Genomic DNA, 25,753 nt, shown 5'->3' with positions numbered 1-25,753 from the left:
TATAATACCAAAACATTCGTTATTTTTAAATTTTAAACTGGATTTTTTAGTAAAAATAAAAATCAGGAATGTTATTTCCTGATTTTATAAATTATTTTACATCAAAAACAATGGATTTGACATTTGTCATTGCTTCAATGCTGTATTTAATCCCTTGCACACCAGCACCAGATCCTTTGACCCCAAGGAATGGGAAATTATCTGGCCCACGTTGCGTTTTATTATTAATATGAACAGTACCGACTTCAAGTTTTTCAGCGATTTCAAACGCTTTTTTAAAATCATTTGTGAACACGGATGATTGAAGACCAAACTCAGATTCATTGGCAATTTCTAGTGCTTCATTGGCATCTGCAACTCGGATAATTGGGAGAACAGGTCCAAATGGTTCTTCCCAGGCTAATTTCATATCTCTTGTGACATAATCAAAAAGTCCTGGCCAAATGAGATTGCCCTCACGTTTGATTGGACTAAGCGCTTTGGCACCCTTTTCTTGAGCGTCCTGAATCAATCCCCAGATGAAGTCAGCTGAAGCATTGTCAATAACAGGTGTGATATCAGCATTGTCAAATGGGTCACCAACGGTTAGCTTAGCAACTTCTGCCTGAAGTAATTCAGCCAATTTATCCGCTACACTTTCCACAACCAAGACACGCTTGATGGCAGTACAACGTTGTCCTGAATAGCTAAAGGCTCCACCGACGATTTGTTTAGCTGCGTGTTCCAAGTCTGCATCTTCGAGAACGATAGCTGCATCTTTCCCACCAAGTTCAAGCATGATAGGACGCATTCCAGCTAAACGACCGATTCGCTCACCAATTGGAGTCGAGCCGGTAAAGTTGATAAAGTTAATTTCCTTGTGTTCAATGATGTAGTCACCGATTTCAGAACCACGGCCAGTTATCGTATTAAATACTCCTGCTGGAATACCTGCCTCATCAAAAGCCTTGGCTAATAACAGACCTGAGATAGATCCTTGTGTTGGTGGTTTAAACATGACGACATTTCCTGCAATCAAAGCCGGAGCAATCTTAGATCCAGAAAGGTTAACTGGATAGTTAAATGGCGCGATAGCTAACACAACTCCAACTGGCTCACGACGGACAACGGCTAGTTTGTTTTTACTTGCAGCTTCAAAACCGCCACCTTCCATTGCTTGCCCAGTGATACGGAGACCTTCCTCAGCAGCAAAACGAATCAAATCTGCTGTACGTACTACTTCTCCAATGGCTGCTTTAATCCCTTTAGCAACCTCTTTGGCAAGAATTGTACCAATCTTTTCTTTATCACGTTCCAAAATATCTGCTGTCTTAAGCAGATAGGCTGCACGCTCAACTGGTGCTAAATCACGCCATGCTGGGAGAGCTGCACGCGCAGCTTTCATAGCCTCATCTACTTCAGTTTGACTCATAGCTGGTACTGTCCCCAGCTTTTCCTGATTGATGGGAGAATAGATGGTAATCTCATTCTCTGATGATTTCCATTTTCCATTTACTAAATTTTGATATCTTGCCAATTTTCTTCCTCCTGAAAATGATTAAGACTTATTTTATCAAATTTTCAGAAAATTACAACCCTTTTTGTGAAAAAATTGAGATTTTTTTCACAATCTTGATCCTTCAAATTATTTGAAACTTAATTCTACTCTTCATTAAAAACCTCATAAATGACAAAAAGGATTAGATAATCTAACCCTTTTTACTACATTAATTTATGAGAGCACTTTTAAAACTGCGACACTAATATCATCAATGACATTTTCTTGTTTCGAACGACTATTGGTCACAAGCATTTCAAGCTTACCTGCATTTTCAAAGTAGAAGGAGGTTCCCTTAGCATTAAATACCACTAATAGATGTTCTGATCCACCGTGAATCTCATAGACAATCCACCCGCTATTTTCAGCAGCTGTGTGGACAAAGACATGACGGTAAACTTCTTCGTATGTAGGATAGGAGAAGGCACTGGTCTGTGTTTTCAGTCGAATAATCTGACGGACAAACTCAATGCTTTCTTGTCTTTCATTGATCAAATCCCAGTTTACCTGATTGACACTATCAGGTGCATTGTAACTGTTCATAGCGCGTTCTCGGTCTGCTGGAGTGAGTTCTCCGTGTTCACCAGTTGGAATCAACTTAGTTCGACCAAACTCTTGACCAAGTTCCATAAAGGACATACCTTGCATGAGAAGGTTCATGGCTGTCGCTGTCTCGACCTTACGCATAATCTGGTCGGAACTCTGATCGGGATGAAGGGTTGCCAACAAGTCATGCAAGTTGTAATTATCATGGGCTTCCACGTAGTTAAGGACTTGGTTTGGACTGAGATAAGATCCCAATTCTCGGCTACCAAGAATAGCCTTGGCGACGATTGGTTCTGTAGCAGCACCACTTACAAATCCTGACTTGATTGAACCATAAACTTCTCCTCCTTTGACCGCATCACGCTGATTATCATTGAAGAAACCGATATTTGGCATCTGGTAGGCATTGTCCTTCTTAGCCTTGTCATAAGGAGCAAGACCTGTTCCCATATCCCAGCCTTCTCCATAAGTGATAATACGCGGATCGACCTCATCCAGTGCCCAACGAATTGCCTGCATAGTTTTGACATCATGAATGCCCATCAAGTCGAAACGGAAACCGTCAATATTATATTCTTTCACCCAATAGAGGATGGAATCAATCATATATTTGCGGAACATCTCGTGTTCACTTGCAGTTTCATTTCCTACCCCCGTACCGTTTTGAAAAGTTCCATCACGATTCATACGATAGAAATAATCGGGAACAGTTGTCTGGAATGGAGCGTCCACTGTTGAGAAGGTATGGTTATAAACCACGTCCATAATGACACCGATTCCTGCATCATGATAAGCCTGAATCATGGTCTTGAGGTCTCGAATAGCCTGTCCGGGATCATCTGGATTACTAGAGAAACTTGTTTCAGGGGCGTTGTAGTTTTGAGGGTCATAACCCCAGTTATAGGTTACATTTCCATCCTCGTCGTATTCCTTATGACGATCAAAGATTGGTTGGAGCTGAACATAGTTGCAACCAAGTTCTTTGATATAGTCAAAGGCGGTTGCTTGACCGTATTGGTTAACCGTTCCAGTCTGAGCAGCACCCAAGAAGGTTCCGCGGAGTTCTTCAGGAACACCAGATGTAGGCGATTTTGTAAAATCACGAATATGCATTTCACAGATAACTGCTTTACATGGATTCTCCAAACGCCATGGCGCTTCTGTCCCATGTTTGACTTCGAATCTTTCTACTTGTCTGTCTTGATGAGAAAGAATTACGGAACGTTTTCCGTCAGGACTTGTGGCAATCGTGTAAGGGTCTCTCGTCAAAGTCTGGTGGTGAGGAAATTCAATTTGATACTGATAAGCCTTACCAGCAAGATTTTCATCTAAGTCTAGACTCCACACACCAATGGTATTGTACTTATGACTATATGAATAGCTATTCCCACGCTCTAGATTAAAGGTTTTCCAAATCGGTGCATCGTTACTAGTGTTTTCATAGACAACCACCTGAACAGCTGTAGCTGTTGGAGCCCAAAGTTTAAAGCTTGTCTGATAATCTGAAAGGCTGTAACCTAGTTCTCCTTGGTATCCCCAGTGATGATCAAAGCTTGCGCTATGGATGGCTTTATCAAAGGCAAATGGATTCTGATCCTTATAATATGGACTAGCAATAGCTGGATTTTCTGAATAATACACAGTCTCGTCTCCCTCTAAAATCCATGCTTCTGTCAGCAAGGGATAGTAGTTAAAACGTACAAGATATTCTTTTAATACACCATCTATCTCGGCTTTGAAGGTGAAACTATCCACCTTCTCCTGACTGGTCACGGTAAAAGAAAACTGAAGACCAAAATAAGTGGTCTCTGAAGTTAAAGAGCTTTTGTTTTCATCTCGGTCTGTGCTAAATGAGCAAGCTGTATAATCTCCATTTTTTCTATGAAAATGGAGTAGAACGGGATAATTGTACATGTTTTTTCCTAATTTCTAATTTCTATTTTAATTTTATTTGGTGCGGATGGATTCAGTTGGCATTTCATCACAATGGACAACAGATTTTAACCATGTCAAAACACATCAGGAGAGACAGTTTCAGACTATCTGACACCTTGTTTTTACTATCGTTACAAACTTTCCAACCAAGCTTCATCTCGAACTTCGATACCAAGTTCTTGAGCTTTTTGGAGTTTGCTTCCTGCATCTGCTCCTGCTACGACAAGATCCGTTTTCTTGGATACACTGCCTGTTACTTTGGCACCTAGACTTTCAAGTTTACTTTTTGCTTCTGAGCGTTTGAGACGTTCCAATTTCCCCGTGAGTACAACGGTCAAACCTGACAAGGCCGCATCTGCTACTACTGTCTGTCCTTTGTAGTCCAGATTGACTCCAGCTTCTTTCAACTCATCTAAGAGAATCTTCGATCCTTCTGTAGCAAAATAAGTCTGAAGACTTTGAGCAATCACACTACCCAAGCTCTCGATACTTGCCACTTCCTCTGGGTCTGCTTGGGCTAGATTTTCAATAGAGTGGAAGTGTTGGAGCAAGAGCTGACTAGCCTTGCTTCCAACATGGCGAATTCCCAGACCAAACAAGAGCTTTTCAGCAGAGTTTTCCTTTGATGCTTGAATAGCCTGATACAGTTTAGAAGCAGACTTTTCCTTGACACCTTCTAAAAGGAGGAAATCGTCTTCTTTCAAACGGTAAATATCTGCCACATCCTTAACCAGATTAGCAGCAAAAAGTTTTTCAACGATAGATGGACCAAGCCCTATAATATTCATGGCATCTCGAGAGGCAAAGTGAATCAAACCTTCCATGATTTGGGCAGGGCAGCGAGGATTGATACAACGCAGGGCTACTTCATCTTCAAAATGAAGCAATTGACTGTCACAACTTGGACAATTAGTCGGAATATCTAGTCTTTCTTCAGAAACACGCTTGGACTCTACTACACGCAAAACAGCAGGGATGATATCTCCAGCCTTATAGACGATAACCGTATCGTCTTTGCGGATATCTTTTTCAGCAATATAATCTACGTTGTGGAGAGTTGCACGGCTAACAGTTGTCCCAGCAAGCTGAACTGGTGTCAGATTGGCAGTTGGGGTCACAACACCCGTACGACCTACTGTCCAGTCAACTGAGAGCAGTTGGGCTTCTTTTTCCTCAGCAGGAAATTTGTAAGCTACTGCCCACTTAGGCGCTTTAACTGTAAAACCAAGTTCTTCTTGACCAGCTAGATCATTGACCTTGATGACCACTCCATCGATATCGTAAGGTAGTTTCTCCCGTTCTTGTCCTACTTCTTGAATGAACTCCCATATCTCATCTATGTTTTCAGCCAGAATTCGTTTAGGATTAACCACAAAGCCAAGCTGTTCAAGATGCTTCAAGACCTTTTCTTGACTATCACGAGTAGAAGGGCTAGCTTCTTGATAGAGAAAAGTCGCAAGGTTGCGCTTAGCTACTACTCCTGTATCCAACTGACGGAGGGTTCCTGCAGCTGCGTTACGAGGATTGGCAAATTCAGGCTCTCCATTTTCTTGGCGAGCTTGGTTGACCTGGTCAAAAGAAGCGCGTGGCATGTAACACTCCCCACGAACGGTAATATCAAGTTCTTCTGGCAAGGTCAAAGGAATGTCCTTGACACGCTTGAGGTTTTCTGTGATATTCTCACCAATAGAACCATCTCCACGTGTCGCCCCAACGACAAAAATCCCCTTTTCATACGTAAGTGAGATAGACAAACCATCGATTTTCAGCTCACAGATATAAGTGGGATGGGCTAACTCCTTGCGAACACGCGCATCAAAAGCTTCTAACTCTTCACGTGAAAAAGCATCCTGCAAACTATAAAGAGGATACTGATGACTGTATTTTTCAAAACCATCTAAAACCTTACCACCAACGCGATGGGTCGGACTGTCTGCTAAAACTTGATCTGGATAGGCAGTTTCCAACTCGACCAACTCTCGGTAGAGACGATCATACTCGCTATCTGACACCGAGGGATTATCACTCGTATAGTACTCGGTCGCATAGCGGTTGAGTAAGGCAACTAACTCATTCATTCTTTCATTCATAATCCCATTTTACCACAAATCAAGCCCTCCTCACAATAGAGAAGGACTGAAAAATGGTTCGTAGTAAAATATTTTCTTAAAAAGAGAAATTATAACTCTTTTTTAAAATGACTTCGCACATAAACGAGGGATAAACAAGACAGGGCAATAACCCCGCTTCCAATTATCAGAAAAGAAGAGAGATGTACACTTGGCAGCACCGTCATAAAGCCTTTTGCAATCGGCATAAATAGAATGGCTAATGTAAAAATTGTACTTAGCACTCTCCCCAAGTATTCCCCCTCAACTTTGGTTTGCACCTGAGTAAAAAAGTGAATATTAAAAATCGTCATAAACAGTTCACAAACTAAATTTCCAGAAAAGGAAAGAAAAGTTGGCAGTGGTAACCCCATCATAAAAACTCCAACTCCAGTCAAAGCCAATAGAATCAAAAGATTATAAACACTTGCCTTTATTTTACTAGCTAGAAGAGCTCCGATAATCGAACCAATAGCGCCCATAGTCAAAATACTCGCATAAGCTCCTTCTACCCCGTAAAGTCGATTTGAAAAAGGGAGGAGAAATTCAAAAGCTGCAAAAAAGAAATTAACACTGGAAGCTACTATCAGAAGGAAAAAGATTTCTTGCTGGTGCCAGATATAGGCAAGTCCTTCTTTCATATCAGCAAAAATATTTCTCCAACTAAAAGTCTTTTTCTCTTGTTCCTGAGTCTCTTTTTTGGGGAGAAAAGCTACTAAGGTAAATGCGATGAAAAAACTAATGGCATCTAAAACGAGCGTCATATGGAGACTGGCAAATTGTAAAACGAGAAAAGAAAGCACCGGAGAACTGACTCCTACAACCTGCAAAACGAGCTCTAAGCGAGCATTATAGGTCACAATCTCGTCTTTCTCTACAACCTCAGTTATAATGGCTTTGTTGGCTGTACGAGAAAATGCAAAGGCAATCGCCTGAACAATATTTGCGAAGATCAGAGCAGCAATCATCAAGCTATCATTTCTGATGAAAGAAATAGCTAAACAGAGAATACCACAAACCAAGTCTGTCGTCATCAAAATTTTGCGACGCGAAAATCGGTCTGAAATCACTCCGCCAAAGGGATTGACCAGAATCGATGTGACGAGTTCAGAAATTTGGTAAATACCAAGAACAGTCTGTCCTATCGTTCCCATTGATGCTAACCAAACACTATTTCCATAGTCATAGAGCATATTCCCTATTTTATTAATAGCCCCACGACTAATCAACTGGATTGCATGTCGATTCATATAAAAAACTCCTCTCAAATTTTGAAACTATTGTATCAAAACTGAAAGGAGTCTCTTTGAATTTCCCTTATTTGGGAAATTTAAGCATTTACAAATTTTTCATAATGTTCCTGATAGTAAGCCACTTGCTCTGGAAGTCCAAGCACATCAAAAATATGCATGGCTTCTTGCATCTGACTACAACCTTCTTCTTTCAAGTCTCTCTGGTAGAGGGCGAAACCTTTGAGATAGTGGAAGATATTGCGCTCATAAAGCTTGATACCATTTCCAATCAACTTCTCCACATAGCCCTCAAAATAGTCCGCATTCGCAAAAGAACGATTCTCCAAACAATGCTGGTAACAGTTAAGAGCTAAAATCAAAACAAGTTTACGATGCCGACCAATTTCTTTGTAGTAGCCTTCTCGCTCCATGACTTCTCTGCCAATCCGAGCCACATAGTCCACATTGTAGAAAGTATAGAGATTTCCGAAAAGAATCAACTCATACATGGTCCATTCTTCTGTTTGAAAAAGATAATCTGCTACCTTTTCCAAATCACTCTGCCTCATCCTGTAACGAGCATCTCTTTGACAAATCAGTCCTTGTAGCAGAATCCAATTCAGCTCAAAATAGAGGGGATTGGTCGAACTCTTTGCTTTCTCAAGCTGTTCCTTTTGAAGCTTTTGAAAACCAGCAATATTATTTGAGTAGTAAAGCGGAATAATCTGTGCCATCAAGGCAACATGTTCATGATTTTGAAAATCTCTAGCCTTGTCCATGAAATTTTCAATAGTCACATGAATATTATCCAAAATCTCAAAGAAACGAGAAACTGCCAAATCAGACTCTCCAAGTTCGAAGCGAGATAATTGAGATGTTGAACATGATTCACCTGCCGCCTCTTTCAAGGAGTATTTCCCACTTGTTCGAAATTCACGAAATACCTTTCCAAGATGTTCCATTTCTTACACCTGCTCCGATAATTCTTCCCACTCAAGCATAGCCTCTTCCTGACGATGGCTGATTTTGTCCAGTTCAGTCTGCAATTCCATGAGCCTTTCAGCATCGTTGGTTTCCAGCATTTGTTCAGAAATGGCTTGACTTTGAGTTTCTAACTCTTCGATTTCAGCTTCTAAACTCTCTATTTGGCGCATGAGCTTGCGAGCTTCTTTTTGACTTTCTTTCTGGGCCTGGTAGTCATTAGCTGGACTTGCTTCTTTTGCTTGATTGCTAGTTGAAGTTTCTTCTGTCTGGCTGACTTCCATTTCAGCCTTTTTATCAACATAGTAGTCATAATCTCCTAGATAGAGGGTCGAACCATTCTCAGACAATTCTAAAACATGAGTGGCTACACGATTGATAAAGTAACGGTCGTGACTGACGAACAACAAGGTTCCGTCAAAGTCAATCAAGGCATTTTCCAACACTTCCTTGCTATCAATATCCAAATGGTTGGTTGGCTCGTCAAGAATCAAGAAATTGTTGTTTTCCATTGAAAGTTTGGCAAGCAACAAACGAGCTCTTTCACCACCAGAGAGCATTCCAACTGACTTTTTAACATCATCACCAGAGAAGAGGAAAGCGCCAAGACGGTTACGGATTTCAACTTCTGGTGTCAGTTTAAAATCATTCCAAAGTTCATCTAGAACCGTATTACTAGGTGTTAACTTGCTTTGAGTCTGATCGTAGTAACCAACCTCAACATTAGCACCAAAATGCTTCTCTCCCTTGATAAAAGGGATCTGGTCCACAATAGACTTGATAAAGGTTGATTTACCAATACCATTTGGTCCGACAATCGCAACAGCGTTCATCTTGCGGAGGTCAAGGTTAATAGGCTCTGACAATATCTCCCCATCATAGCCAATAGCAGCATTTTCAACAGTCAAAACAACATTCCCAGATGTTTTTTCAGACCGGAAGGTCATGTTGGCTGATTTCTTACCAGCTTCAGGTTTGTCCAAACGCTCCATTTTTTCCAATTGTTTCCGGCGAGATTGGGCACGTTTGGTTGTCGAAGCTCGTACTAGATTACGATTGACAAAGTCTTCCAGAGCAGCGATTTCCTTCTGCTGCTTTTCATAGTTCTTAGCTTCCGTTGCTAGCTTTTGCTCTTTTTGTTCAACGAAACGAGAGTAATTTCCCACATAGCGATCCAAAGAATGCTTGGTCAAATCGAGCGTAATCGTCGCAACCTTGTCTAAGAAGTAACGGTCGTGGCTGACAATAATGAGGGCACCGCTATAGTTTATCAAGTAATTTTCCAACCAGGCTATGGTTTCAATATCCAAGTGGTTGGTTGGCTCGTCCAAAACCAAGAGATTAGGCTTTTCAAGGAGCATTTTTGCTAGAGCCAGACGAGTATTTTGACCACCAGAAAGCTCAGCAATTTTCATCTGCCACATAGATTCATCAAACTTAAAACCATTTAAGATAGCACGGATATCAGCTTCATAGGTAAAGCCGCCTGCTTGACGGAAATTCTCTGACAAACGGTCATAATCCGCCATCAGTTTATCCAATTCAGCGCCAGACTTTTCACCCATCTCCAGTTCCATCTGACGAAGTTGTTTCTCAGTCCGACGCAAATCATCAAAGACATGGAGCATTTCATCGTAGATGGTATTCTCAGACTCAAATCGGCTATCCTGGGCTAGATAAGACAGAGAAATATCTTTTTTCTTATTGATTTCCCCACTAGTTGGCTCCTCTTCTCCAACCAAAATCTTCAAAAGAGTAGACTTACCCGCTCCATTTCTCCCAACGAGGGCAATCCGATCTCGTTCATCTACTTGCAGATTGATATTATCAAAAAGAACCTCTCCTGCAAATGAACGTTCAATTTTATTAGCTTGTAAAATAATCATATAGGTAGTATAGCATGTTTCCCTAAGGGGTTCAAGACTATAGAATCCATTTCATTTCAAGCTTTTTCAGAAAGTTATGCTAACGTTTTACTAAAATGATAAATCGTGATATAATGAAAGCGATTAAAAGAATTTACAAAAAAAGGAGATCCTCTATGACTTACCAAGAAAATTATCAAAAATGGTTAGATTTTGCTGAACTTCCAGACTACCTTCGTCAAGATTTGGAAAACATGGACGAAAAGACAAAGGAAGACGCCTTCTATACCAATCTTGAATTTGGTACTGCTGGTATGCGTGGATTGATTGGAGCTGGTACTAACCGTATCAATATCTATGTTGTCCGTCAAGCAACTGAAGGTTTGGCTCGTTTGATTGAGTCAAAAGGTGGAAATGAAAAAGAACGCGGTGTGGCAATTGCCTACGATAGCCGTCACTTCTCTCCAGAATTTGCCTTTGAATCTGCTGCAGTTCTAGCAAAACATCGTATCAAATCTTATGTATTTGAAAGCCTTCGTCCAACTCCAGAACTCTCATTTGCAGTTCGTCACCTCAACTGTTTTGCAGGTATCATGATTACTGCTAGCCACAACCCAGCTCCATTTAACGGTTACAAAGTTTACGGTGAAGATGGTGGACAGATGCCTCCACACGATGCGGATGCTTTGACAACTTACATCCGTGCTATCGAAAATCCATTTGCTGTTGAAGTTGCCGATGTAGAAGCGGAAAAAGCTTCTGGCTTGATTGAAGTGATTGGCGATGCTATTGATGCTGAATACCTCAAGGAAGTTAAAGACGTAAACATCAACCCTGCCTTGATTGAAGAATTTGGTAAAGACATGAAGATTGTCTACACTCCACTTCACGGTACTGGTGAAATGTTGGCTCGTCGTGCTCTTGCTCAAGCAGGATTTGACTCTGTTCAAGTTGTTGAAGCACAAGCAACTGCAGACCCAGACTTCTCAACTGTAAAATCTCCGAACCCAGAAAGCCAAGCAGCTTTTGCTCTTGCAGAAGAACTCGGACGTAAAGTAGGTGCTGATGTACTTGTCGCAACCGACCCTGATGCTGACCGTGTTGGTGTGGAAGTCCTTCAAAAAGATGGTAGCTACCTCAACCTTTCAGGTAACCAAATCGGAGCTATCATGGCTAAGTACATCTTGGAAGCCCACAAAAACGCTGGAACACTTCCTGAAAATGCTGCTCTCTGCAAGTCTATCGTATCAACTGACTTGGTAACGAAGATTGCTGAAAGCTACGGTACAACCATGTTCAACGTCTTGACTGGTTTCAAATTTATCGCTGAAAAGATTCAAGAATTCGAAGAAAAACACAACCACACTTACATGATGGGATTTGAAGAAAGCTTCGGTTACTTAATCAAACCATTCGTACGTGATAAAGATGCTATCCAAGCTGTCCTTGTCGTTGCTGAGCTTGCTGCCTACTACCGTTCACGCGGTTTGACACTTGCTGATGGTATCGAAGAAATCTACAAAGAATACGGTTACTACGCTGAAAAGACTATCTCTGTAACTCTCTCAGGGGTTGATGGAGCTGAGCAAATCAAAGCGATTATGGCTAAATTCCGTGACAATGGTCCCAAAGAATTTAACGCTACTGCTATCTCAATCACAGAAGACTTCAAGGCACAAACTTCTACTACTGCTGATGGCACTGTAACAACCTTGACCACTCCTCCAAGCGATGTCTTGAAATACACATTTGCGGATGGTTCTTGGATTGCCGTTCGTCCTTCTGGTACAGAACCAAAAATCAAGTTCTACATTGCCGTTGTGGGTGAAAGTAATGAAGAATCACAAGCTAAAATTGCTAACATCGAAGCAGAAATCAATGCTTTTGTAAAATAAAAATCTATAAAAGATGAGACCAGCCAATCTCATCTTTTTTCGTATCAAATCCGAGCAATTTTAGAAACTTTATGGCATACTAGTTTTATCAAAAAAAGAGAGGTATTCTTATGAATCAGTTTTTAGAAGATATTAAAGACCTTGAAGTGACTACTGTTGCCCGTGCTCAAGAAGCACTTGATAATAAAGAAACAGCGACCTTCTTCATCGGTCGTAAAACTTGCCCTTACTGCCGTAAATTTGCTGGCACATTGGCAGTTGTCGTCGCTGAAACCAAAGCCCACATCTACTTCATCAACAGTGAAGAACCAAGCCAACTCAATGAGTTGCAAGAATTCCGTTCACGTTATGGAATCCCGACTGTTCCAGGCTTTGTCCACGTTGCAGATGGTCAAATCGATGTCCGTTGCGACTCTTCAATGTCAGCACAAGAAATCAAAGAATTTGCAGGATTGTAAAAGACAATAAAAGAAGGCACTCGCCTTCTTTTTTATATATCTGTCAGTGGTGTTGCGGTATCGGGAGAGGTATCGTAAACCTTAAAGTCTACTCCTACACCCAAATCAGCTTGGGCTAGCTGATTGACCATGGTCATATGAGCCAGTTCTTTGATATTGTTCTCCTTAGACAAATGTCCAAGGTAGATTTTCTTGGTCCGATTTCCCATTGCACGAATCATGGCCTCAGCACCGTCTTCGTTAGAGAGGTGACCGAGATCAGATAGGATTCGCTGTTTGAGTCGCCAAGCATAAGAACCTGCTCGCAAGATCTCCACATCGTGGTTGGACTCGATAAGATAGCCATCCGCATTTTCAACAATCCCTGCCATACGGTCACTAACATAACCTGTATCAGTCAGCATGACAAAACTCTTATCATCCTTCATAAAGCGATAGAACTGCGGTGCGACTGCATCATGGCTAACACCAAAACTCTCGATGTCGATATCTCCAAAGGTTTTAGTTTTGCCCATCTCAAAGATGTGCTTCTGGGATGAATCAACCTTACCGAGGTACTTGCTATTTTCCATAGCCTGCCAAGTTTTCTCATTAGCGTAAAGGTCCATACCATACTTTCGAGCCAATACACCGACTCCATGGATATGGTCAGAATGCTCATGCGTAATTAAAATCGCATCCAAATCTTCAGGCTTGCGATTGATTTCGCTCAAGAGGCTGGTAATTTTCTTACCAGACAAGCCTGCATCCACTAAGATTTTCTTTTTTGGGGTTTCCAGATAAAAGGAATTTCCACTGGAACCTGATGCTAAAATACTGTATTTAAAGCCTATTTCACTCATTCTAGCCTTCTACTTCATCCTCCCAGACTTCTTCTTTTACGGCATCCTTATCATAAGGGAGCACGATGGTAAAGGTTGACCCCTTACCGTATTCACTTTTGGCCCAAATAAAGCCATTATGTTGTTTGATAATTTCCTTGGCAATAGCCAGACCTAGACCAGTTCCACCTTGTGCACGACTTCTTGCACGATCCACACGATAAAAGCGGTCAAAAATCTTCGGCAAATCTTGCTTTGGAATACCTAGACCTTGGTCTTTGATAGATAAAATCATCTGGTCTTCAGTGGTTTTCATGCTGACAGTAATTTTCCCACCATCTGGTGAGTACTTGATAGCATTGTTGAGAATATTATCAATCACCTGGGTCATCTTATCGGTATCAATCTCGATCCAAACAGAATTGATAGGATAATCTCTAACCAGCTCATATTTTTTCTCTTCATCCTGGCTTCTCATCTTATCAAAGCGGTTGAGGATAAAGGTGATGAAGGCTGTAAAATTAATCAATTCCACATCCAACCGAGTAGTCGCATTATCAATACGAGAGAGATGCAAGAGATCTGTCACCATCCGCATCATACGATTGGTTTCATCAAGCGAAACCTTGATAAAATCAGGGGCTACAGGATCATACAAGGCTCCCTCGTCCAAGGCTTCAAGATAGGACTTAACACTAGTCAAAGGTGTCCGCAACTCATGGCTGACGTTAGAAACAAAGAGTCTCCGCTCACGCTCTTCCTTCTCCTGTTCAGTCGTATCGTGCAAAACGGCAACCAAACCAGAGATGAATCCAGACTCACGACGAATGAGTGCAAAACGCACACGAAGACTAAGATATTCACCATTAGCATTTTGGGAATCAATCATCAATTCAGGAATCTGTGTAATGAGGTCACGCAGCTCATATTCATCCTCTATCTTAAGCAATTCTAGGATGCTTTTGTTCAATGCTTCTTCTTTTACGATACCCAGCTGTTTCTTAGCCATATCGTTAATCATGGTAATCTGACCACGGCGATTGGTTGCAAGAACTCCATCTGTCATATAAGAAAGAATACTGTTAAGCCTTTTTGTTTCTTGCTCCAGATTTTCCTGTGTTAAACGAATAACCTCAGACAAATCATTGAGGTTATTGGTGATGTTAGTGATTTCAGAGCTTCCTTGCATATCCAAAACTCGAGAATAATCCCCTGCAATCAAATCCTTGACCTTTTGATTAATCTGCTTTAGCCGAATATTATCACGGCGATTTTCTAGCAATAGCAAGGTGACCACCAAGATAAAGCCGACTAAAATCAAGATAAAGATAAAATCTCTATTCAGAACGCTTTGTTTAATTGCTTCAATCATTATTTCTCATATAGTAACCCACACCACGACGGGTTAGGATGTATTCTGGACGGCTTGGAGTGTCTTCGATTTTTTCACGCAAACGTCGGATGGTCACGTCCACTGTACGAACATCACCAAAATAATCATAGCCCCAAACAGTCTCAAGCAAGTGTTCACGAGTGATGACTTGACCAATGTGAGAGGCCAAGTGGTACAAGAGCTCAAACTCACGGTGAGTCAAATCTAATTCCTCACCGTATTTCTTAGCCACATAAGCATCTGGAACGATTTCCAGATCGCCAATCTGTAGGGGTTGGGATTTCTTTTCATCAGTTTCTTGACTATCCACTGAAGCGAGGTCTGTACGACGGATCAATGCCTTCACACGCGCTTGCAACTCACGATTTGAGAATGGTTTGGTCACATAATCATCTGCCCCTAACTCCAAACCAATAACCTTGTCAAATTCACTATCCTTGGCTGAGAGCATAATGATAGGCACACTGCTAGTCTTACGAATGGTCTTAGCAACTTCTAAACCATCGATCTCAGGTAGCATCAAGTCTAGGATAATAATATCTGGTTGCTCCGCTTCAAATAGCTCGATTGCCTCACGGCCGTTGAAGGCTGTTACAACCTCATAACCTTCCTTGGTCATATTGAACTTAATAATATCTGAGATTGGTTTTTCATCATCTACAACTAATATTTTTTTCATATGTTCACCTTTTCTCTATCTATTATAACAAAAAAATGTAAAGAAGACACAAATGGCTAATTCCAGCCCTCATCTTCAAGAACGGTTTTATAAACCTGCCAAATCTTTTGTTGAGGTTTAGCAAGTGGATAATCAGAAAACTTCTGAGGGGAGATCCAGCGAATTTCTCTGTCAGAAAACTGTTTTGATTTTGTCACCTGACCCGCTAGGATTTGAATATGCCATTTACGATGACTAAAGACATGCTTAACTTGATCAAATACTTGATGTGACCAATTAACTTCTAAATCATAATCCTGCTCAAAACTTTCTTGGGGTGTTGGACCAAAAGCAACGCTTTTTTCAGCAACCTGAGCAAATAGATTCAGCTGTTCTTCTTCCTGTGAGAACTCCTCTACTTCTATCAAGGGGAAATGCCAAAATCCAGCAAGGAGTTTCTCGCTTTCGTTTTTCTCAAGTAGGTATTGCCCTTGAGCATTGCGCACAACCAAAGCCTTGAGATAGATTGGGAGAGGCTTTTTCTTGGGTTCTTTTATCGGATATCGATCCATGGTTCCATTCTGATAGGCTGCGCTAAATTCCTTAACAGGACTTTCTTCTGGTCGAGGATTAACTGGAGCCTCTATGTCAGAGCCTAAATCCATCAGAGCTTGGTTAAAGTCACCTGGCCGTTCTGGATCAATCAAGATTTCCATCATAGCTTGGAAGATCTTTCGATTGCTAGGAACGCCGATATCATGATTGACCTCAAACAAGCGAGACAAAACTCGCATGACATTACCATCAACTGCTGGCTCGGGTAAATTAAAAGCGATACTGGAAATTGCTCCCGCAGTGTAGGGACCAATCCCTTTTAAACTAGAAATTCCTTCATAGGTGTTTGGAAATTCCCCTCCAAAGTCAGCCATAATCTGCTGGGCTGCTTTCTGCATGTTGCGAACTCGGGAGTAATAGCCCAACCCCTCCCATGCTTTTAGCAGACGCTCTTCAGGCGCATTAGCCAAACTTTCCACAGTTGGAAACCAGTCCAAAAATCGTTCATAGTAGGGAATGACTGTATCCACTCTGGTCTGCTGAAGCATGATTTCAGATACCCAGATGTGATAAGGATTTTTACTTCTCCGCCAAGGCAAATCTCGCTTGTTTTCATCATACCAGTTGAGGAGTTTCTCACGAAATGAAATGATCTTCTCCTCTGGCCACATCTCAACGCCGTATTCTTTCAAATCTAACATATATCTAGTATAACATAGAAGCTCCTAACTGTCCTTTTCTCAGTACTAAAAAGCCCCTTCCTTTAGTAGAAGGGACTCCATTTCTTATTGATTGATCGCCTGAGCTGCTGTGATGAGAGTTAATTTGTAAACATCATCTGGGTTACATCCACGTGATAGATCGTTGACTGGTTTATTCAATCCTTGTAGAACGGGACCGATAGCTGCAAAACCACCTAGGCGTTCAGCTATTTTGTAGCCGATATTTCCTGCCTCGATACCTGGGAAGATGAAGACATTTGCTTGACCTGCTACATTGCTACCTGGAGCTTTTAGGGCTGCTGTTTCTGGAACGAAAGCTGCGTCGAATTGCAATTCCCCATCAATCTCAAGGTCAGGGCGTAAATCGTGTGCCAGTTTAGTTGCTTCAACCACCTTATCAACACTATCACCAAAACCAGAACCTTTTGTAGAATAACTCAACATAGCGATTTTTGGTTGAATTCCAAACATTTTGGCAGTAATCGCTGAGTTGATAGCAATTTCAGCCAAAGCTTCTGCATCAGGATTGATATTAAGGGCACAGTCACCAAACAAGTAACGTTCTGTACCACGCACCATAAGAAAAGCACCTGAAGTACGAGTAACATTTGGACGCGTTTTGATAATTTGAAGAGCTGGACGAACTGTTGAAGCTGTTGAGTGAATAGCTCCTGATACCATTCCATCTACCAAGCCCATATAGACAAGCATAACACCAAAGTAGTTGACATCTTCTAGTAAAACCTGACGTGCTTCTTCTTCCGACATTTTTCCTTTACGACGTTCTACGAGTGCAACCACCATGTCTTCAAATTGAGGATAATGATGTGGATCAATCACTTCATAACCATCCATGATCCCTTCGATTTCAAGATAAATTTTAATTTTTGCAGGGTTTCCAAGCAAAACAGGAACAACTTCCGTTTCTTTTACTAAGCGTTTTGTTGCTTGAAGGATACGTGGTTCTTCCCCTTCAGGTAGAACAATACGAGCATTTTTGCCAACTAAACTGGCTTTTAGACTTTCAAAAACTTCCATGAGTTTCTCCTTTAAGATAATTAATTATACTCAAAATAGATTTTAAAGAGTATTAGTTGATAACTGAATAATAAGATTGTTAAAATCATCTGGCAAAGGGCTTTCCAGCTCCAGCTGACGCCCTAAGAAGGGATGATAAAAGGATAAGGAATGACAATGTAAGGCCTGGCGTTGAATACCATCTTCTAGGCTACCTCCATAGAGATCATCTCCCAACAAAGGAAAGCCGATATGAGAAAAATGCACTCGGATCTGATGAGTTCGCCCAGTATGCAGACGAATATCGACTAGGTGAATATTTCCATAAGACGCTACAACTTTGTAAGATGTATGGGCGTATTTCCCACCTTTGGCAACCCGTCTCGTGATAATGGAGTCTTCATCACGCGCAATCGGGGCAATAATTTCCCCTTCTGGCTCCAAAACCCCATCGCCCTTAACCAAAGCGAAATACCGTTTTTCGATAGACTTTCGTTGCAGTTGCTTGTCTAAACGTGCATGAGCATAACCGTGTTTGGCAAAAAGCATCAAACCAGATGTATCTCTATCAAGCCTGGTCACGATGTGAACCTGCTGGTTTTCATAGTTTTGCTTGACATAGTAGCCCTTGATAAAATTGGCAATGGTATTGGAATGATTGACACTGGGGATGGAAGCAACTCCATAAGGCTTATTCAAAACCAGAAAATGGTCATCTTCATACAAGATATCTAGAGGACGATCAATGGCTTCAAGAGTTTTAAAGCCTTCCTCAGCTGGAATATCAATGGCAACGCGGTCTCCAACATCTAAGAGATAAGTCGCATTTTGAGGTTGATCATTGACCAGAATAGCACCGCCTCGAAACTTTATCTTAGCCAAAAGTCCTTTAGAAACCTCGTGTTTCTTCAGAAAAGTTTTGACTTTGACATGTTCATCTGTGATAAATTCGAACCTCATTCGTCCACCTCGCCGATGAAGGCATCTTTGACGCGATTCCAGAAACTAGTGTGACTTGGCGTCGCTACGAAGTGTATCTTGTGATGGTCGATTTGGTACTCAATCCGTTCTATATTTCGGAATGAATAGACACTGTTATCGACAGATATCGTGTGGTAATCATTACGTGTCGGTAAGAGTTCAATCTTATCTTTTTTGGGAATAATGATTGATGATCCCAAAGTGCGATAGACTCGGTTGTTAAGACTTGCTATCTCTGTCAACTGCAAGGCTTCAATAGTAGGATGCAAGACAGCTCCGCCCAAGGACTTGTTGTAGGCAGTACTTCCCGTCGGCGTTGAAACAGTCACTCCATCTCCTCGAAATCGCTCGAACGGAACATGGTTAATGATGATATCCGCAACCATGGTCCGGTCTGATCGACGGATGCTGGCTTCGTTTAATGCACGGAAGGTCTTAACTTCTCCGTTTTCAAGTGTCACCTTGACATTCAAAACAGGATAGGAAACCTTGGCACCAGTATCCAGTTGGAGATTGGTAACCAACTGTTCCAACTCAAAATCGCGATAATCTGTGTAGAATCCCAAGTGTCCTGTATGTACGCCAATAAATCGAACTTTATCTAACTGATTCTCGTACTTGTGAAATGCAGACAAAAGCATCCCATCCCCACCAATTGATATGACGATGTCAGGATTGGTGTCGTTGAGTATAAAATGATGTTTTTTCAACTGGTCTTTCAGCTCATACAAAACCTTTTGACTCTGCGGTTTTCTATTTGCAATCAGATCAATTCGTTTACCTGTATTCTTCATCTGTATCGTCACTATTTCCTACACCGTCGTTTAGTTTTCTACTCAAAGGATCAAAGAGCGCCTGTGCTTCCTGAATATCATCACGGATTTTCCCCATTTCTTCATCCAATTGATGGGAAATTCTAGCTGTAATCTCCAAGCGTTTTTTGATCTCCTCTGGGAAATCCCCCTGATACTTATAATTGAGCGAATGCTCAATCGTAGCCCAAAAATTCATGGCTAAAGTCCGTATTTGAATCTCCGCCAAAATCGTCTTAGCCCCGTTGATCGTATCAACCGTGTATTCGACAACCACGTGATAAGAACGATAACCCGAAGCCTTACGATGATTGATATAATCTCGTTCCTGAACGACTCTCATATCATGGCGTTTGCGTAAAATCGCAACAACTTCCTGAACATCATCGACGAACTGCACCATGACCCGCAAACCCGCGATATCCTGTAAGTCATGTTCCAAAGTATCGTAGCCAATCCCTCTGCGATTCATTTTTTCCTTAATACTTTCAATCGGTTTTACCCGACCCGTTACGAACTCAATCGGAGAATGCTTGTTTTGCTTACGATACTGTTTGCGAATCCCCCGAAGTTTAATCTTCAATTCACCAACAGCCTGAATGTAAGGATCTAAAAATTCTTCCCATTCTATGGTCATACTCTCTCCCTTGTAATGTTTGATTGCTCTGTCGAAAATCTTTGATTTTTTCACTACAATCATATACAATAAATACATTGTCCATTATACCATAAATCGCTTTCAAAGATAAAAAAAAGGTTAGAAAAATGAAACATTTAGAAATTGAACTGAAAACACTACTGAAAAAAGAGGATTACGATCATTTAAAAGAACAGTTTTCCCATATCCAACCTGTCCTTCAGAAAAACTACTACATTGATACACCTGATTTTCAATTGCGTGAAAAAAAGGTTGCCATGCGCATTCGCACCTTTTCAGATTGGGCAGAGTTGACCTTGAAAGTACCTCAAACCGTAGGAAATATGGAATACAACCAGAAACTAACTCTTCCAGAGGCTGAATCTTACCTAGAAAAACAAATACTTCCTCAAGGACTCGTTCTAGAGGAACTTGCTAAGATTGGTATTGAAAGCCAAGACTGGTTTGTTCTGGGTTGTCTTTCAACTCTTCGTTACGAAATGGAAACGTCGATTGGTCTAATGGCACTAGATGAAAGTCACTACTTTGATCATACAGACTACGAACTGGAGCTAGAGGTCACTGATCACGAGAAAGGAAAACGAGATTTTCAGCAATTTCTTTCAGAAAATAGTATCACTTATCAAAAGGCTCCTTCAAAATTAATTCGTTTTATTAAAAGCATGAAAAAAAGCTGAAATAATCTCCTTTTTTTGGTAGAATAGAAAAGATAAAAATAAAAGAATCTCCCTTTGAAAAACAGAACTTTCTCAAAGGAGATTCACAAAGTTTACAGAGGACGGTCTATAATGTCAGATAGAAACAACATGAAACTTTTTGCACTTAATTCCAATCATGAAATTGCACAAAAAATCGCAGAAACGGTTGGGGTACCTCTCGGGAAATTATCTTCTCGCCAATTTTCTGATGGAGAAATCCAAGTCAACATTGAAGAGAGCGTTCGTGGTTATGATGTCTACATCATCCAATCAACCAGCTACCCCGTTAGCAACCACTTGATGGAGCTGTTAATCATGGTTGATGCTTGTGTACGTGCAAGTGCTCACAGTATCAACGTTGTCCTTCCTTACTTTGGTTATGCTCGTCAGGATCGTATCGCTTCTTCTCGCGAACCCCTCACTGCAAAACTGGTTGCCAATATGCTTGTCAAGGCTGGTGTAAGTCGTGTTCTAACGCTTGACCTCCACGCTGTTCAGGTTCAAGGTTTCTTTGACATTCCAGTAGATAACCTCTATACAATTCCTCTCTTTGCTAAACACTACAGCGATAAAGGGTTGCTGGGATCAGATGTGGTTGTCGTTAGTCCTAAAAACTCTGGTGTCAAGCGCGCTCGTAGCTTAGCCGAATACCTGGATGCACCAATAGCAATCATCGACTATGCTCAAGATGACTCAGAGCGGAGCCAAGGCTATATCATTGGAGATGTTGAGGGCAAGAAAGCTATCTTAATTGATGATATCCTAAACACTGGCCGTACTTTCTCAGAAGCAGCAAAAATCGTTGAGCGTGAAGGTGCAACTGAAATCTATGCGGTATCCAGTCATGGTCTCTTTGTAGAAGGCGCTGCTGACCTTCTTGATGCTACTAACATCAAAGAAATCCTTGTGACAGACTCTGTAGCAACCAAAGAAAGAACTCCGAAAAATGTGTGCTACATTACCGCTAGCGAATTGATTGGTGATGCCATCGTCCGTATCCACGAAAGAAAACCAGTTAGCCCACTTTTTGCATATAATAAAAAGGAATAAGGTGATTCTTTGATTTATTTGGACAATGCTGCCACTACTCCAATGTCAGCAGTAGCTATCGCAGAAATGACCAAGGTCATGCAAGAAACTCATGGTAATCCTTCTAGTATTCATAGTCATGGTCGGCAGGCTGGCAAACTGCTCCGTGAAGCGCGTCAGGACTTAGCCCACTTACTAGGAACCAAACCTCAACATATCTTTTTCACGTCTGGTGGTACAGAAAGTAACAATACAGCTATTATCGGCTATTGTCTCCGTCATCAAGAACGTGGAAAACATATCATCACGACAGCTATTGAACACCATTCTGTGCTTGAAACTATCGATTACCTGGTGCAACATTTTGGCTTTGAAGCGACCATCATCCAACCAGTAAATCAAGAAATCACTGCGCAGCAAATTCAAGAAGCATTACGTGACGATACCATCCTCGTTTCAACTATGTATGCCAATAATGAAACGGGTAGTCTCTTACCTATCGCTGAAATTGGACATATTTTAAAAGAGCATCCTGCTGCTTATCATGTTGATGCTGTTCAAGCTATCGGGAAAATCCCTATCCATCCAGAAAAATTAGGAATTGATTTCCTCAGTGCTTCTGCCCACAAATTCCATGGACCAAAGGGAATCGGTTTTCTTTATGCTTCTTCCGCGGACTTTGATTCCTACCTTCACGGTGGGGACCAAGAACAAAAGAAACGGGCTGGAACAGAAAACCTTGCTGCCATCGTCGGTATGGTTGCTGCCCTCAAAGAGGATCTGGATCATCAGGCTGAGCATTATCAAAAACTAGAGGGATTAAAAACTGCTTTTCTTGGTGAAATTGCGGAACTCGACTTCTATCTCAACGAAAGCAAACATCAACTTCCTTATGTTTTCAACATTGGCTTCCCTGGTCAAAAAAATGACTTACTCTTGCTTCGGTTAGACCTTGAAGGAATCTCAATTTCAACCGGTTCAGCCTGTACTGCTGGTATTGTGCAGACCAGTCATGTCCTCGAAGCTCTTTATGGGCCTGATTCGCATCGTTTAAAAGAGTCTGTCCGTATCAGTCTGTCCCCTCTTAATACTGAGGAGGAACTGAAACAACTGGCACAAACCTTAAAAAATATTATTGGAGATTAATCTAATGGCATTTGAAAAAACCATTAAACTACAAAACTGCCGCTACGACTATACACTTAGTCCAACTGTAAAAAAGTTTACACTAAAAGACAATACTTTCTTTGAAACAAAAGTCGGAAACTACGAACTGACTCGTCTACTTGAAAAAGTTCCTAATAGTGGTGAAGGCTTCCTACTAAAAATTATCATCAACAAAGAACTTACTGGAGCCAAGCTTAACATCACTGACAAATCTGGTCTACGTTTAGTCAATATCTTTAAATCAGAAGATCACCATATCCACCAAGAAAAATTCTACTTCCTCATGGACAGTCTTGTAGAACGCGATATTTTCACTAAAGTAGAAAGATAGTTTACTATGTATCGACTTACTTATCAAGATAGTTACCAAGTTGAGCGTATACTTGAATATTCAGACTACGATGAGCTCATGCTATCTCTATCAGGATGCGTGACCCTAGCAGATACATTTCTGGTCACCTCGTTAACCCTTGATGATAAAGTTATCTACCAAGGATTAGTCGGAGATCTCTATCGTTTTCTTTCACAATCTAACTTTTCAGACTAAAACTAAGAAATTTCTTAGTTTTTTCTTATTTTTGTTGATTTTTTCACAATGTTTCTATAAAATAGAAGAATAGAAAGGTTGTGATTTTGTGAAAGATAAACAGTCTGCTATTCCAAAAGCAACAGCAAAAAGACTCTCTCTTTACTATCGAATTTTCAAGAGATTTCATGCCGAGAAAATCGAACGTGCCAACTCCAAACAAATTGCAGAGGCTATTGGTATTGATTCTGCGACCGTTCGGCGAGATTTTTCCTATTTTGGTGAACTAGGTCGTCGTGGATTTGGTTATGATGTCAAAAAATTGATGAATTTTTTTGCTGATCTCCTAAATGATAACTCGATTACTAATGTTATGTTGGTTGGGATTGGAAATATGGGGCATGCCCTTCTCCACTACCGCTTCCATGAGCGCAACAAGATGAAGATTATTATGGCCTTTGACCTAGATGACCATCCAGAAGTTGGCACCCAGACACCTGACGGGATTCCAATCTATGGCATCTCTCAGATTAAAGAAAAGATCAAAGAAGCAGATATCAAAACTGCTATCCTAACTGTTCCAAGTGTTAAATCACAAGAAGTTGCCAATCTTTTGGTCGATGCGGGTATAAAAGGTATTCTCAGCTTTTCCCCTGTTCACCTTCACCTTCCAAAAGATGTAGTCGTTCAGTATGTTGATTTGACAAGCGAACTCCAAACCCTCCTCTATTTTATGCGTAAAGAGGATTAGAAAGCGAAAGCATTTATGAAAAAACCAGTTATTGGGATTACAGGAAATGAAAAAGCTCATCCAGATGATGATGTCATGATGAGCTATGCGGCAAAAGGCTTTGTTGAAGGAGTCAAGGACGCTGGCGGAATTCCCATCATCCTTCCGATTGGTGATCAAGAAATGGCAAGCTATTACGTCGCTATGATTGACAAACTCATCCTAACAGGTGGGCAAAATGTTGATCCAAAATTCTATGGTGAACCTAAAACCATTGACAGCGATGACTACCATCTTCAAAGAGATGAATTTGAATTAGCCCTTATCAGAGAAGCCATCAAGCAGAAGAAACCAATTTTCTCTGTTTGTCGGGGTACCCAGCTCTTCAACGTCGCTATGGGAGGTACGCTTCACCAAGATATCGAGGATCATTGGCAGGACTGTTCAGCCGAATACACTACCCAGCGCCTCGCTACTGAACCAGATACCATCCTCAGAGAAATCTACGGAGAAATCTCTCACATCAACTCCTTCCACCACCAGAGTATTAAAGATCTAGCTCCTAATCTTAAGGTTGTAGCACATGATCCTAAAGATGGAATCATTGAGGCTGTGACAACTACGGACGGCTTTCCTTATCTTGGTGTTCAATGGCATCCTGAATTTCTCTTTGAAAATCGCCCCAAAGATAAAACATTGTTTGACTATGTTGTTAACGAACTCTAAATCAAATCCGTCTTTTCACGGTAACTAAAGTAATCAGAGTGAGAGACAATCAGATGGTCCAAGAAAACAATTCCCATCAGTTCACAGGCTTCCTTGACTAGCTTAGTGACATGGTCGTCATTTCGACTAGGAGATGCAGCACCAGATGGATGATTGTGAACCAGAATCACTGAGGTAGCCATATGCTTCAAAGCATAGTGAAGGATTTCCCGCGGTTCAGCAATGCTGCGTGTCGCAGATCCGATAAAAATGGTCTGCTGATGAATGATTTGATTTTGAGTATTGAGATAGAGCGCCACTAGGTGCTCTTGTTTTTTGTCGCCAAGTTCCTGTTGCATTTTCTTGGCTAGCTTTTGACTGCTGAGAATACTTTCCATCTCAAGGGTTTCATGTTTGTGAATGCGATGTCCCAGTTCAATCACCGCTTGTAGTTCAATGGCTTTAATACGTCCAATACCAGACAGACTTTGCAATTCCTGCAGAGTCATTTTTTTCAAATCAGTTAAGCTGTTGAGACTATTCAAGACTTTTTGGGCAATTTCAAAAACGTTTGCTTGACGCGTTCCTGTTCTGAGCAGAATGGCTAACAATTCTTGATTGCTCAGAGCCTCTACTCCTTCTTTAACCAGTCTTTCTCTCGGTAAGAGTGAATCTTCTTGGAATGAAATACTATACATAAAAATCCTCCTCACTTTATTATTCG

The 25,753-nt window shown here is 41.1% G+C and carries 24 protein-coding genes; 9 read left to right on the top strand and 15 right to left on the bottom strand.

Going from position 1 to position 25,753, the window contains the following annotated elements:
- Positions 1 to 91: 91 nt before the first annotated feature.
- The 6 genes from D8802_RS00815 to D8802_RS00790 form a co-directional block, all read right to left on the bottom strand.
- Entirely contained in the window at positions 92 to 1,516 is a 1,425-nt protein-coding gene (locus tag D8802_RS00815; RefSeq protein ID WP_125394424.1) for an NADP-dependent glyceraldehyde-3-phosphate dehydrogenase, read from the bottom strand.
- A 195-nt stretch (positions 1,517 to 1,711) separates the two neighbouring features.
- Entirely contained in the window at positions 1,712 to 3,997 is a 2,286-nt protein-coding gene (gene pulA, locus D8802_RS00810; RefSeq protein ID WP_125394423.1) for a type I pullulanase, read from the bottom strand.
- A 152-nt stretch (positions 3,998 to 4,149) separates the two neighbouring features.
- Positions 4,150 to 6,108 (bottom strand): NAD-dependent DNA ligase LigA, encoded by a 1,959-nt coding sequence (ligA, locus tag D8802_RS00805; protein ID WP_125394422.1) that lies wholly within the window; start codon positions 6,106 to 6,108, stop codon positions 4,150 to 4,152.
- A gap of 89 nt (positions 6,109 to 6,197) precedes the next feature.
- Positions 6,198 to 7,376, bottom strand: a complete 1,179-nt coding sequence (locus D8802_RS00800) for an MFS transporter (protein ID WP_125394509.1) — start codon at positions 7,374 to 7,376, stop codon at positions 6,198 to 6,200.
- 80 nt (positions 7,377 to 7,456) lie between these two features.
- Positions 7,457 to 8,320, bottom strand: coding sequence for an Rgg family transcriptional regulator (locus tag D8802_RS00795; protein ID WP_125394421.1), 864 nt, complete (start codon positions 8,318 to 8,320; stop codon positions 7,457 to 7,459).
- Positions 8,321 to 8,323: 3 nt separating this feature from the next.
- On the bottom strand, positions 8,324 to 10,225 hold the full coding sequence (locus D8802_RS00790; protein WP_125394420.1) for an ABC-F family ATP-binding cassette domain-containing protein: 1,902 nt from the start codon (positions 10,223 to 10,225) through the stop codon (positions 8,324 to 8,326).
- A gap of 155 nt (positions 10,226 to 10,380) precedes the next feature.
- Between D8802_RS00790 and D8802_RS00785 the strand changes: the two genes are divergently transcribed.
- Together D8802_RS00785 and D8802_RS00780 are read left to right on the top strand one after the other, a co-directional pair.
- Entirely contained in the window at positions 10,381 to 12,099 is a 1,719-nt protein-coding gene (locus D8802_RS00785) for a phospho-sugar mutase (RefSeq protein WP_125394419.1), read from the top strand.
- Between the two features lie 110 nt (positions 12,100 to 12,209).
- A complete protein-coding gene (locus D8802_RS00780) occupies positions 12,210 to 12,557 on the top strand; it encodes a DUF6568 family protein (RefSeq protein WP_125394418.1) in 348 nt (115 codons plus the stop codon).
- 32 nt (positions 12,558 to 12,589) lie between these two features.
- Here the strand turns inward: D8802_RS00780 and D8802_RS00775 are convergent, their stop codons facing one another.
- The 8 genes from D8802_RS00775 to yjbM form a co-directional block, all read right to left on the bottom strand.
- Positions 12,590 to 13,399 (bottom strand): MBL fold metallo-hydrolase, encoded by an 810-nt coding sequence (locus tag D8802_RS00775; RefSeq protein WP_125394417.1) that lies wholly within the window; start codon positions 13,397 to 13,399, stop codon positions 12,590 to 12,592.
- 1 nt (position 13,400) lies between these two features.
- Positions 13,401 to 14,750, bottom strand: a complete 1,350-nt coding sequence (gene vicK / locus D8802_RS00770) for a cell wall metabolism sensor histidine kinase VicK (RefSeq protein ID WP_125394416.1) — start codon at positions 14,748 to 14,750, stop codon at positions 13,401 to 13,403.
- Positions 14,743 to 15,450: a response regulator YycF gene (gene yycF, locus D8802_RS00765; RefSeq protein ID WP_125394415.1), complete on the bottom strand. Its 708-nt coding sequence runs from the start codon at positions 15,448 to 15,450 to the stop codon at positions 14,743 to 14,745. Before yycF ends, vicK begins: the two co-directional genes overlap by 8 nt.
- A gap of 56 nt (positions 15,451 to 15,506) precedes the next feature.
- Entirely contained in the window at positions 15,507 to 16,685 is a 1,179-nt protein-coding gene (gene mutY, locus D8802_RS00760) for an A/G-specific adenine glycosylase (protein ID WP_125394414.1), read from the bottom strand.
- Between the two features lie 84 nt (positions 16,686 to 16,769).
- Entirely contained in the window at positions 16,770 to 17,744 is a 975-nt protein-coding gene (gene pta / locus D8802_RS00755) for a phosphate acetyltransferase (protein ID WP_000451592.1), read from the bottom strand.
- Between the two features lie 42 nt (positions 17,745 to 17,786).
- The gene (locus D8802_RS00750) at positions 17,787 to 18,683 is read right to left on the bottom strand and encodes an RluA family pseudouridine synthase (RefSeq protein ID WP_125394413.1); all 897 of its coding nucleotides are present in this window, start codon (positions 18,681 to 18,683) and stop codon (positions 17,787 to 17,789) included.
- The gene (locus D8802_RS00745) at positions 18,680 to 19,498 is read right to left on the bottom strand and encodes an NAD kinase (RefSeq protein WP_125394412.1); all 819 of its coding nucleotides are present in this window, start codon (positions 19,496 to 19,498) and stop codon (positions 18,680 to 18,682) included. The genes D8802_RS00750 and D8802_RS00745 overlap by 4 nt, the downstream gene beginning before the upstream one ends.
- Complete coding sequence (yjbM, locus tag D8802_RS00740) at positions 19,482 to 20,153, bottom strand: GTP diphosphokinase (protein WP_125394411.1); 672 nt, start codon at positions 20,151 to 20,153, stop codon at positions 19,482 to 19,484. Before yjbM ends, D8802_RS00745 begins: the two co-directional genes overlap by 17 nt.
- A gap of 128 nt (positions 20,154 to 20,281) precedes the next feature.
- On the opposite strand from yjbM, the gene D8802_RS00735 reads away from it, so the two are divergent.
- The 7 genes from D8802_RS00735 (at position 20,282) to D8802_RS00705 (ending at position 25,050) form a co-directional block, all read left to right on the top strand.
- Positions 20,282 to 20,851 (top strand): CYTH domain-containing protein, encoded by a 570-nt coding sequence (locus D8802_RS00735; RefSeq protein ID WP_125394410.1) that lies wholly within the window; start codon positions 20,282 to 20,284, stop codon positions 20,849 to 20,851.
- 111 nt (positions 20,852 to 20,962) lie between these two features.
- Positions 20,963 to 21,922 carry a ribose-phosphate diphosphokinase gene (locus D8802_RS00730; protein WP_001283842.1) on the top strand — a complete coding sequence of 320 codons (960 nt, stop codon included), beginning with the start codon at positions 20,963 to 20,965 and terminating at the stop codon, positions 21,920 to 21,922.
- A gap of 9 nt (positions 21,923 to 21,931) precedes the next feature.
- Positions 21,932 to 23,047 carry a cysteine desulfurase family protein gene (locus tag D8802_RS00725; protein WP_125394409.1) on the top strand — a complete coding sequence of 372 codons (1,116 nt, stop codon included), beginning with the start codon at positions 21,932 to 21,934 and terminating at the stop codon, positions 23,045 to 23,047.
- Between the two features lie 4 nt (positions 23,048 to 23,051).
- Complete coding sequence (locus D8802_RS00720; RefSeq protein WP_125394408.1) at positions 23,052 to 23,399, top strand: DUF1831 domain-containing protein; 348 nt, start codon at positions 23,052 to 23,054, stop codon at positions 23,397 to 23,399.
- 6 nt (positions 23,400 to 23,405) lie between these two features.
- Positions 23,406 to 23,615, top strand: a complete 210-nt coding sequence (locus tag D8802_RS00715; RefSeq protein WP_125394407.1) for a DUF4649 family protein — start codon at positions 23,406 to 23,408, stop codon at positions 23,613 to 23,615.
- Between the two features lie 88 nt (positions 23,616 to 23,703).
- A complete protein-coding gene (locus D8802_RS00710; RefSeq protein WP_000653411.1) occupies positions 23,704 to 24,345 on the top strand; it encodes a redox-sensing transcriptional repressor Rex in 642 nt (213 codons plus the stop codon).
- A gap of 15 nt (positions 24,346 to 24,360) precedes the next feature.
- Complete coding sequence (locus D8802_RS00705) at positions 24,361 to 25,050, top strand: gamma-glutamyl-gamma-aminobutyrate hydrolase family protein (RefSeq protein WP_125394406.1); 690 nt, start codon at positions 24,361 to 24,363, stop codon at positions 25,048 to 25,050.
- On the opposite strand, the gene radC is transcribed toward D8802_RS00705, so the two are convergent.
- On the bottom strand, positions 25,047 to 25,727 hold the full coding sequence (gene radC / locus D8802_RS00700) for a RadC family protein (RefSeq protein ID WP_125394405.1): 681 nt from the start codon (positions 25,725 to 25,727) through the stop codon (positions 25,047 to 25,049). The genes D8802_RS00705 and radC overlap by 4 nt on opposite strands.
- Positions 25,728 to 25,753 lie beyond the last annotated feature (26 nt).

Source organism: Streptococcus oralis (genome assembly GCF_003943395.1).
GTDB classification, from domain to species: Bacteria; Bacillota; Bacilli; order Lactobacillales; family Streptococcaceae; genus Streptococcus; species Streptococcus oralis_BF.
Note: the sequence above shows the minus strand (reverse complement) of the source record. Positions and strands in the feature narration are given on the sequence as shown.

Excerpts from the sequence above, each read along its gene's own strand:
- pulA (WP_125394423.1), bottom strand. The coding sequence starts at position 3,997 with ATGTACAATTATCCCGTTCTACTCCATTTTCATAGAAAAAATGGAGAT.
- ligA (WP_125394422.1), bottom strand. The coding sequence starts at position 6,108 with ATGAATGAAAGAATGAATGAGTTAGTTGCCTTACTCAACCGCTATGCG.
- D8802_RS00800 (WP_125394509.1), bottom strand. The coding sequence starts at position 7,376 with ATGAATCGACATGCAATCCAGTTGATTAGTCGTGGGGCTATTAATAAA.
- D8802_RS00795 (WP_125394421.1), bottom strand. The coding sequence starts at position 8,320 with ATGGAACATCTTGGAAAGGTATTTCGTGAATTTCGAACAAGTGGGAAA.
- D8802_RS00790 (WP_125394420.1), bottom strand. The coding sequence starts at position 10,225 with ATGATTATTTTACAAGCTAATAAAATTGAACGTTCATTTGCAGGAGAG.
- D8802_RS00785 (WP_125394419.1), top strand. The coding sequence starts at position 10,381 with ATGACTTACCAAGAAAATTATCAAAAATGGTTAGATTTTGCTGAACTT.
- D8802_RS00780 (WP_125394418.1), top strand. The coding sequence starts at position 12,210 with ATGAATCAGTTTTTAGAAGATATTAAAGACCTTGAAGTGACTACTGTT.
- D8802_RS00775 (WP_125394417.1), bottom strand. The coding sequence starts at position 13,399 with ATGAGTGAAATAGGCTTTAAATACAGTATTTTAGCATCAGGTTCCAGT.
- vicK (WP_125394416.1), bottom strand. The coding sequence starts at position 14,750 with ATGATTGAAGCAATTAAACAAAGCGTTCTGAATAGAGATTTTATCTTT.
- yycF (WP_125394415.1), bottom strand. The coding sequence starts at position 15,450 with ATGAAAAAAATATTAGTTGTAGATGATGAAAAACCAATCTCAGATATT.
- mutY (WP_125394414.1), bottom strand. The coding sequence starts at position 16,685 with ATGTTAGATTTGAAAGAATACGGCGTTGAGATGTGGCCAGAGGAGAAG.
- pta (WP_000451592.1), bottom strand. The coding sequence starts at position 17,744 with ATGGAAGTTTTTGAAAGTCTAAAAGCCAGTTTAGTTGGCAAAAATGCT.
- D8802_RS00750 (WP_125394413.1), bottom strand. The coding sequence starts at position 18,683 with ATGAGGTTCGAATTTATCACAGATGAACATGTCAAAGTCAAAACTTTT.
- D8802_RS00745 (WP_125394412.1), bottom strand. The coding sequence starts at position 19,498 with ATGAAGAATACAGGTAAACGAATTGATCTGATTGCAAATAGAAAACCG.
- yjbM (WP_125394411.1), bottom strand. The coding sequence starts at position 20,153 with ATGACCATAGAATGGGAAGAATTTTTAGATCCTTACATTCAGGCTGTT.
- D8802_RS00735 (WP_125394410.1), top strand. The coding sequence starts at position 20,282 with ATGAAACATTTAGAAATTGAACTGAAAACACTACTGAAAAAAGAGGAT.
- D8802_RS00730 (WP_001283842.1), top strand. The coding sequence starts at position 20,963 with ATGTCAGATAGAAACAACATGAAACTTTTTGCACTTAATTCCAATCAT.
- D8802_RS00720 (WP_125394408.1), top strand. The coding sequence starts at position 23,052 with ATGGCATTTGAAAAAACCATTAAACTACAAAACTGCCGCTACGACTAT.
- D8802_RS00715 (WP_125394407.1), top strand. The coding sequence starts at position 23,406 with ATGTATCGACTTACTTATCAAGATAGTTACCAAGTTGAGCGTATACTT.
- D8802_RS00705 (WP_125394406.1), top strand. The coding sequence starts at position 24,361 with ATGAAAAAACCAGTTATTGGGATTACAGGAAATGAAAAAGCTCATCCA.
- radC (WP_125394405.1), bottom strand. The coding sequence starts at position 25,727 with ATGTATAGTATTTCATTCCAAGAAGATTCACTCTTACCGAGAGAAAGA.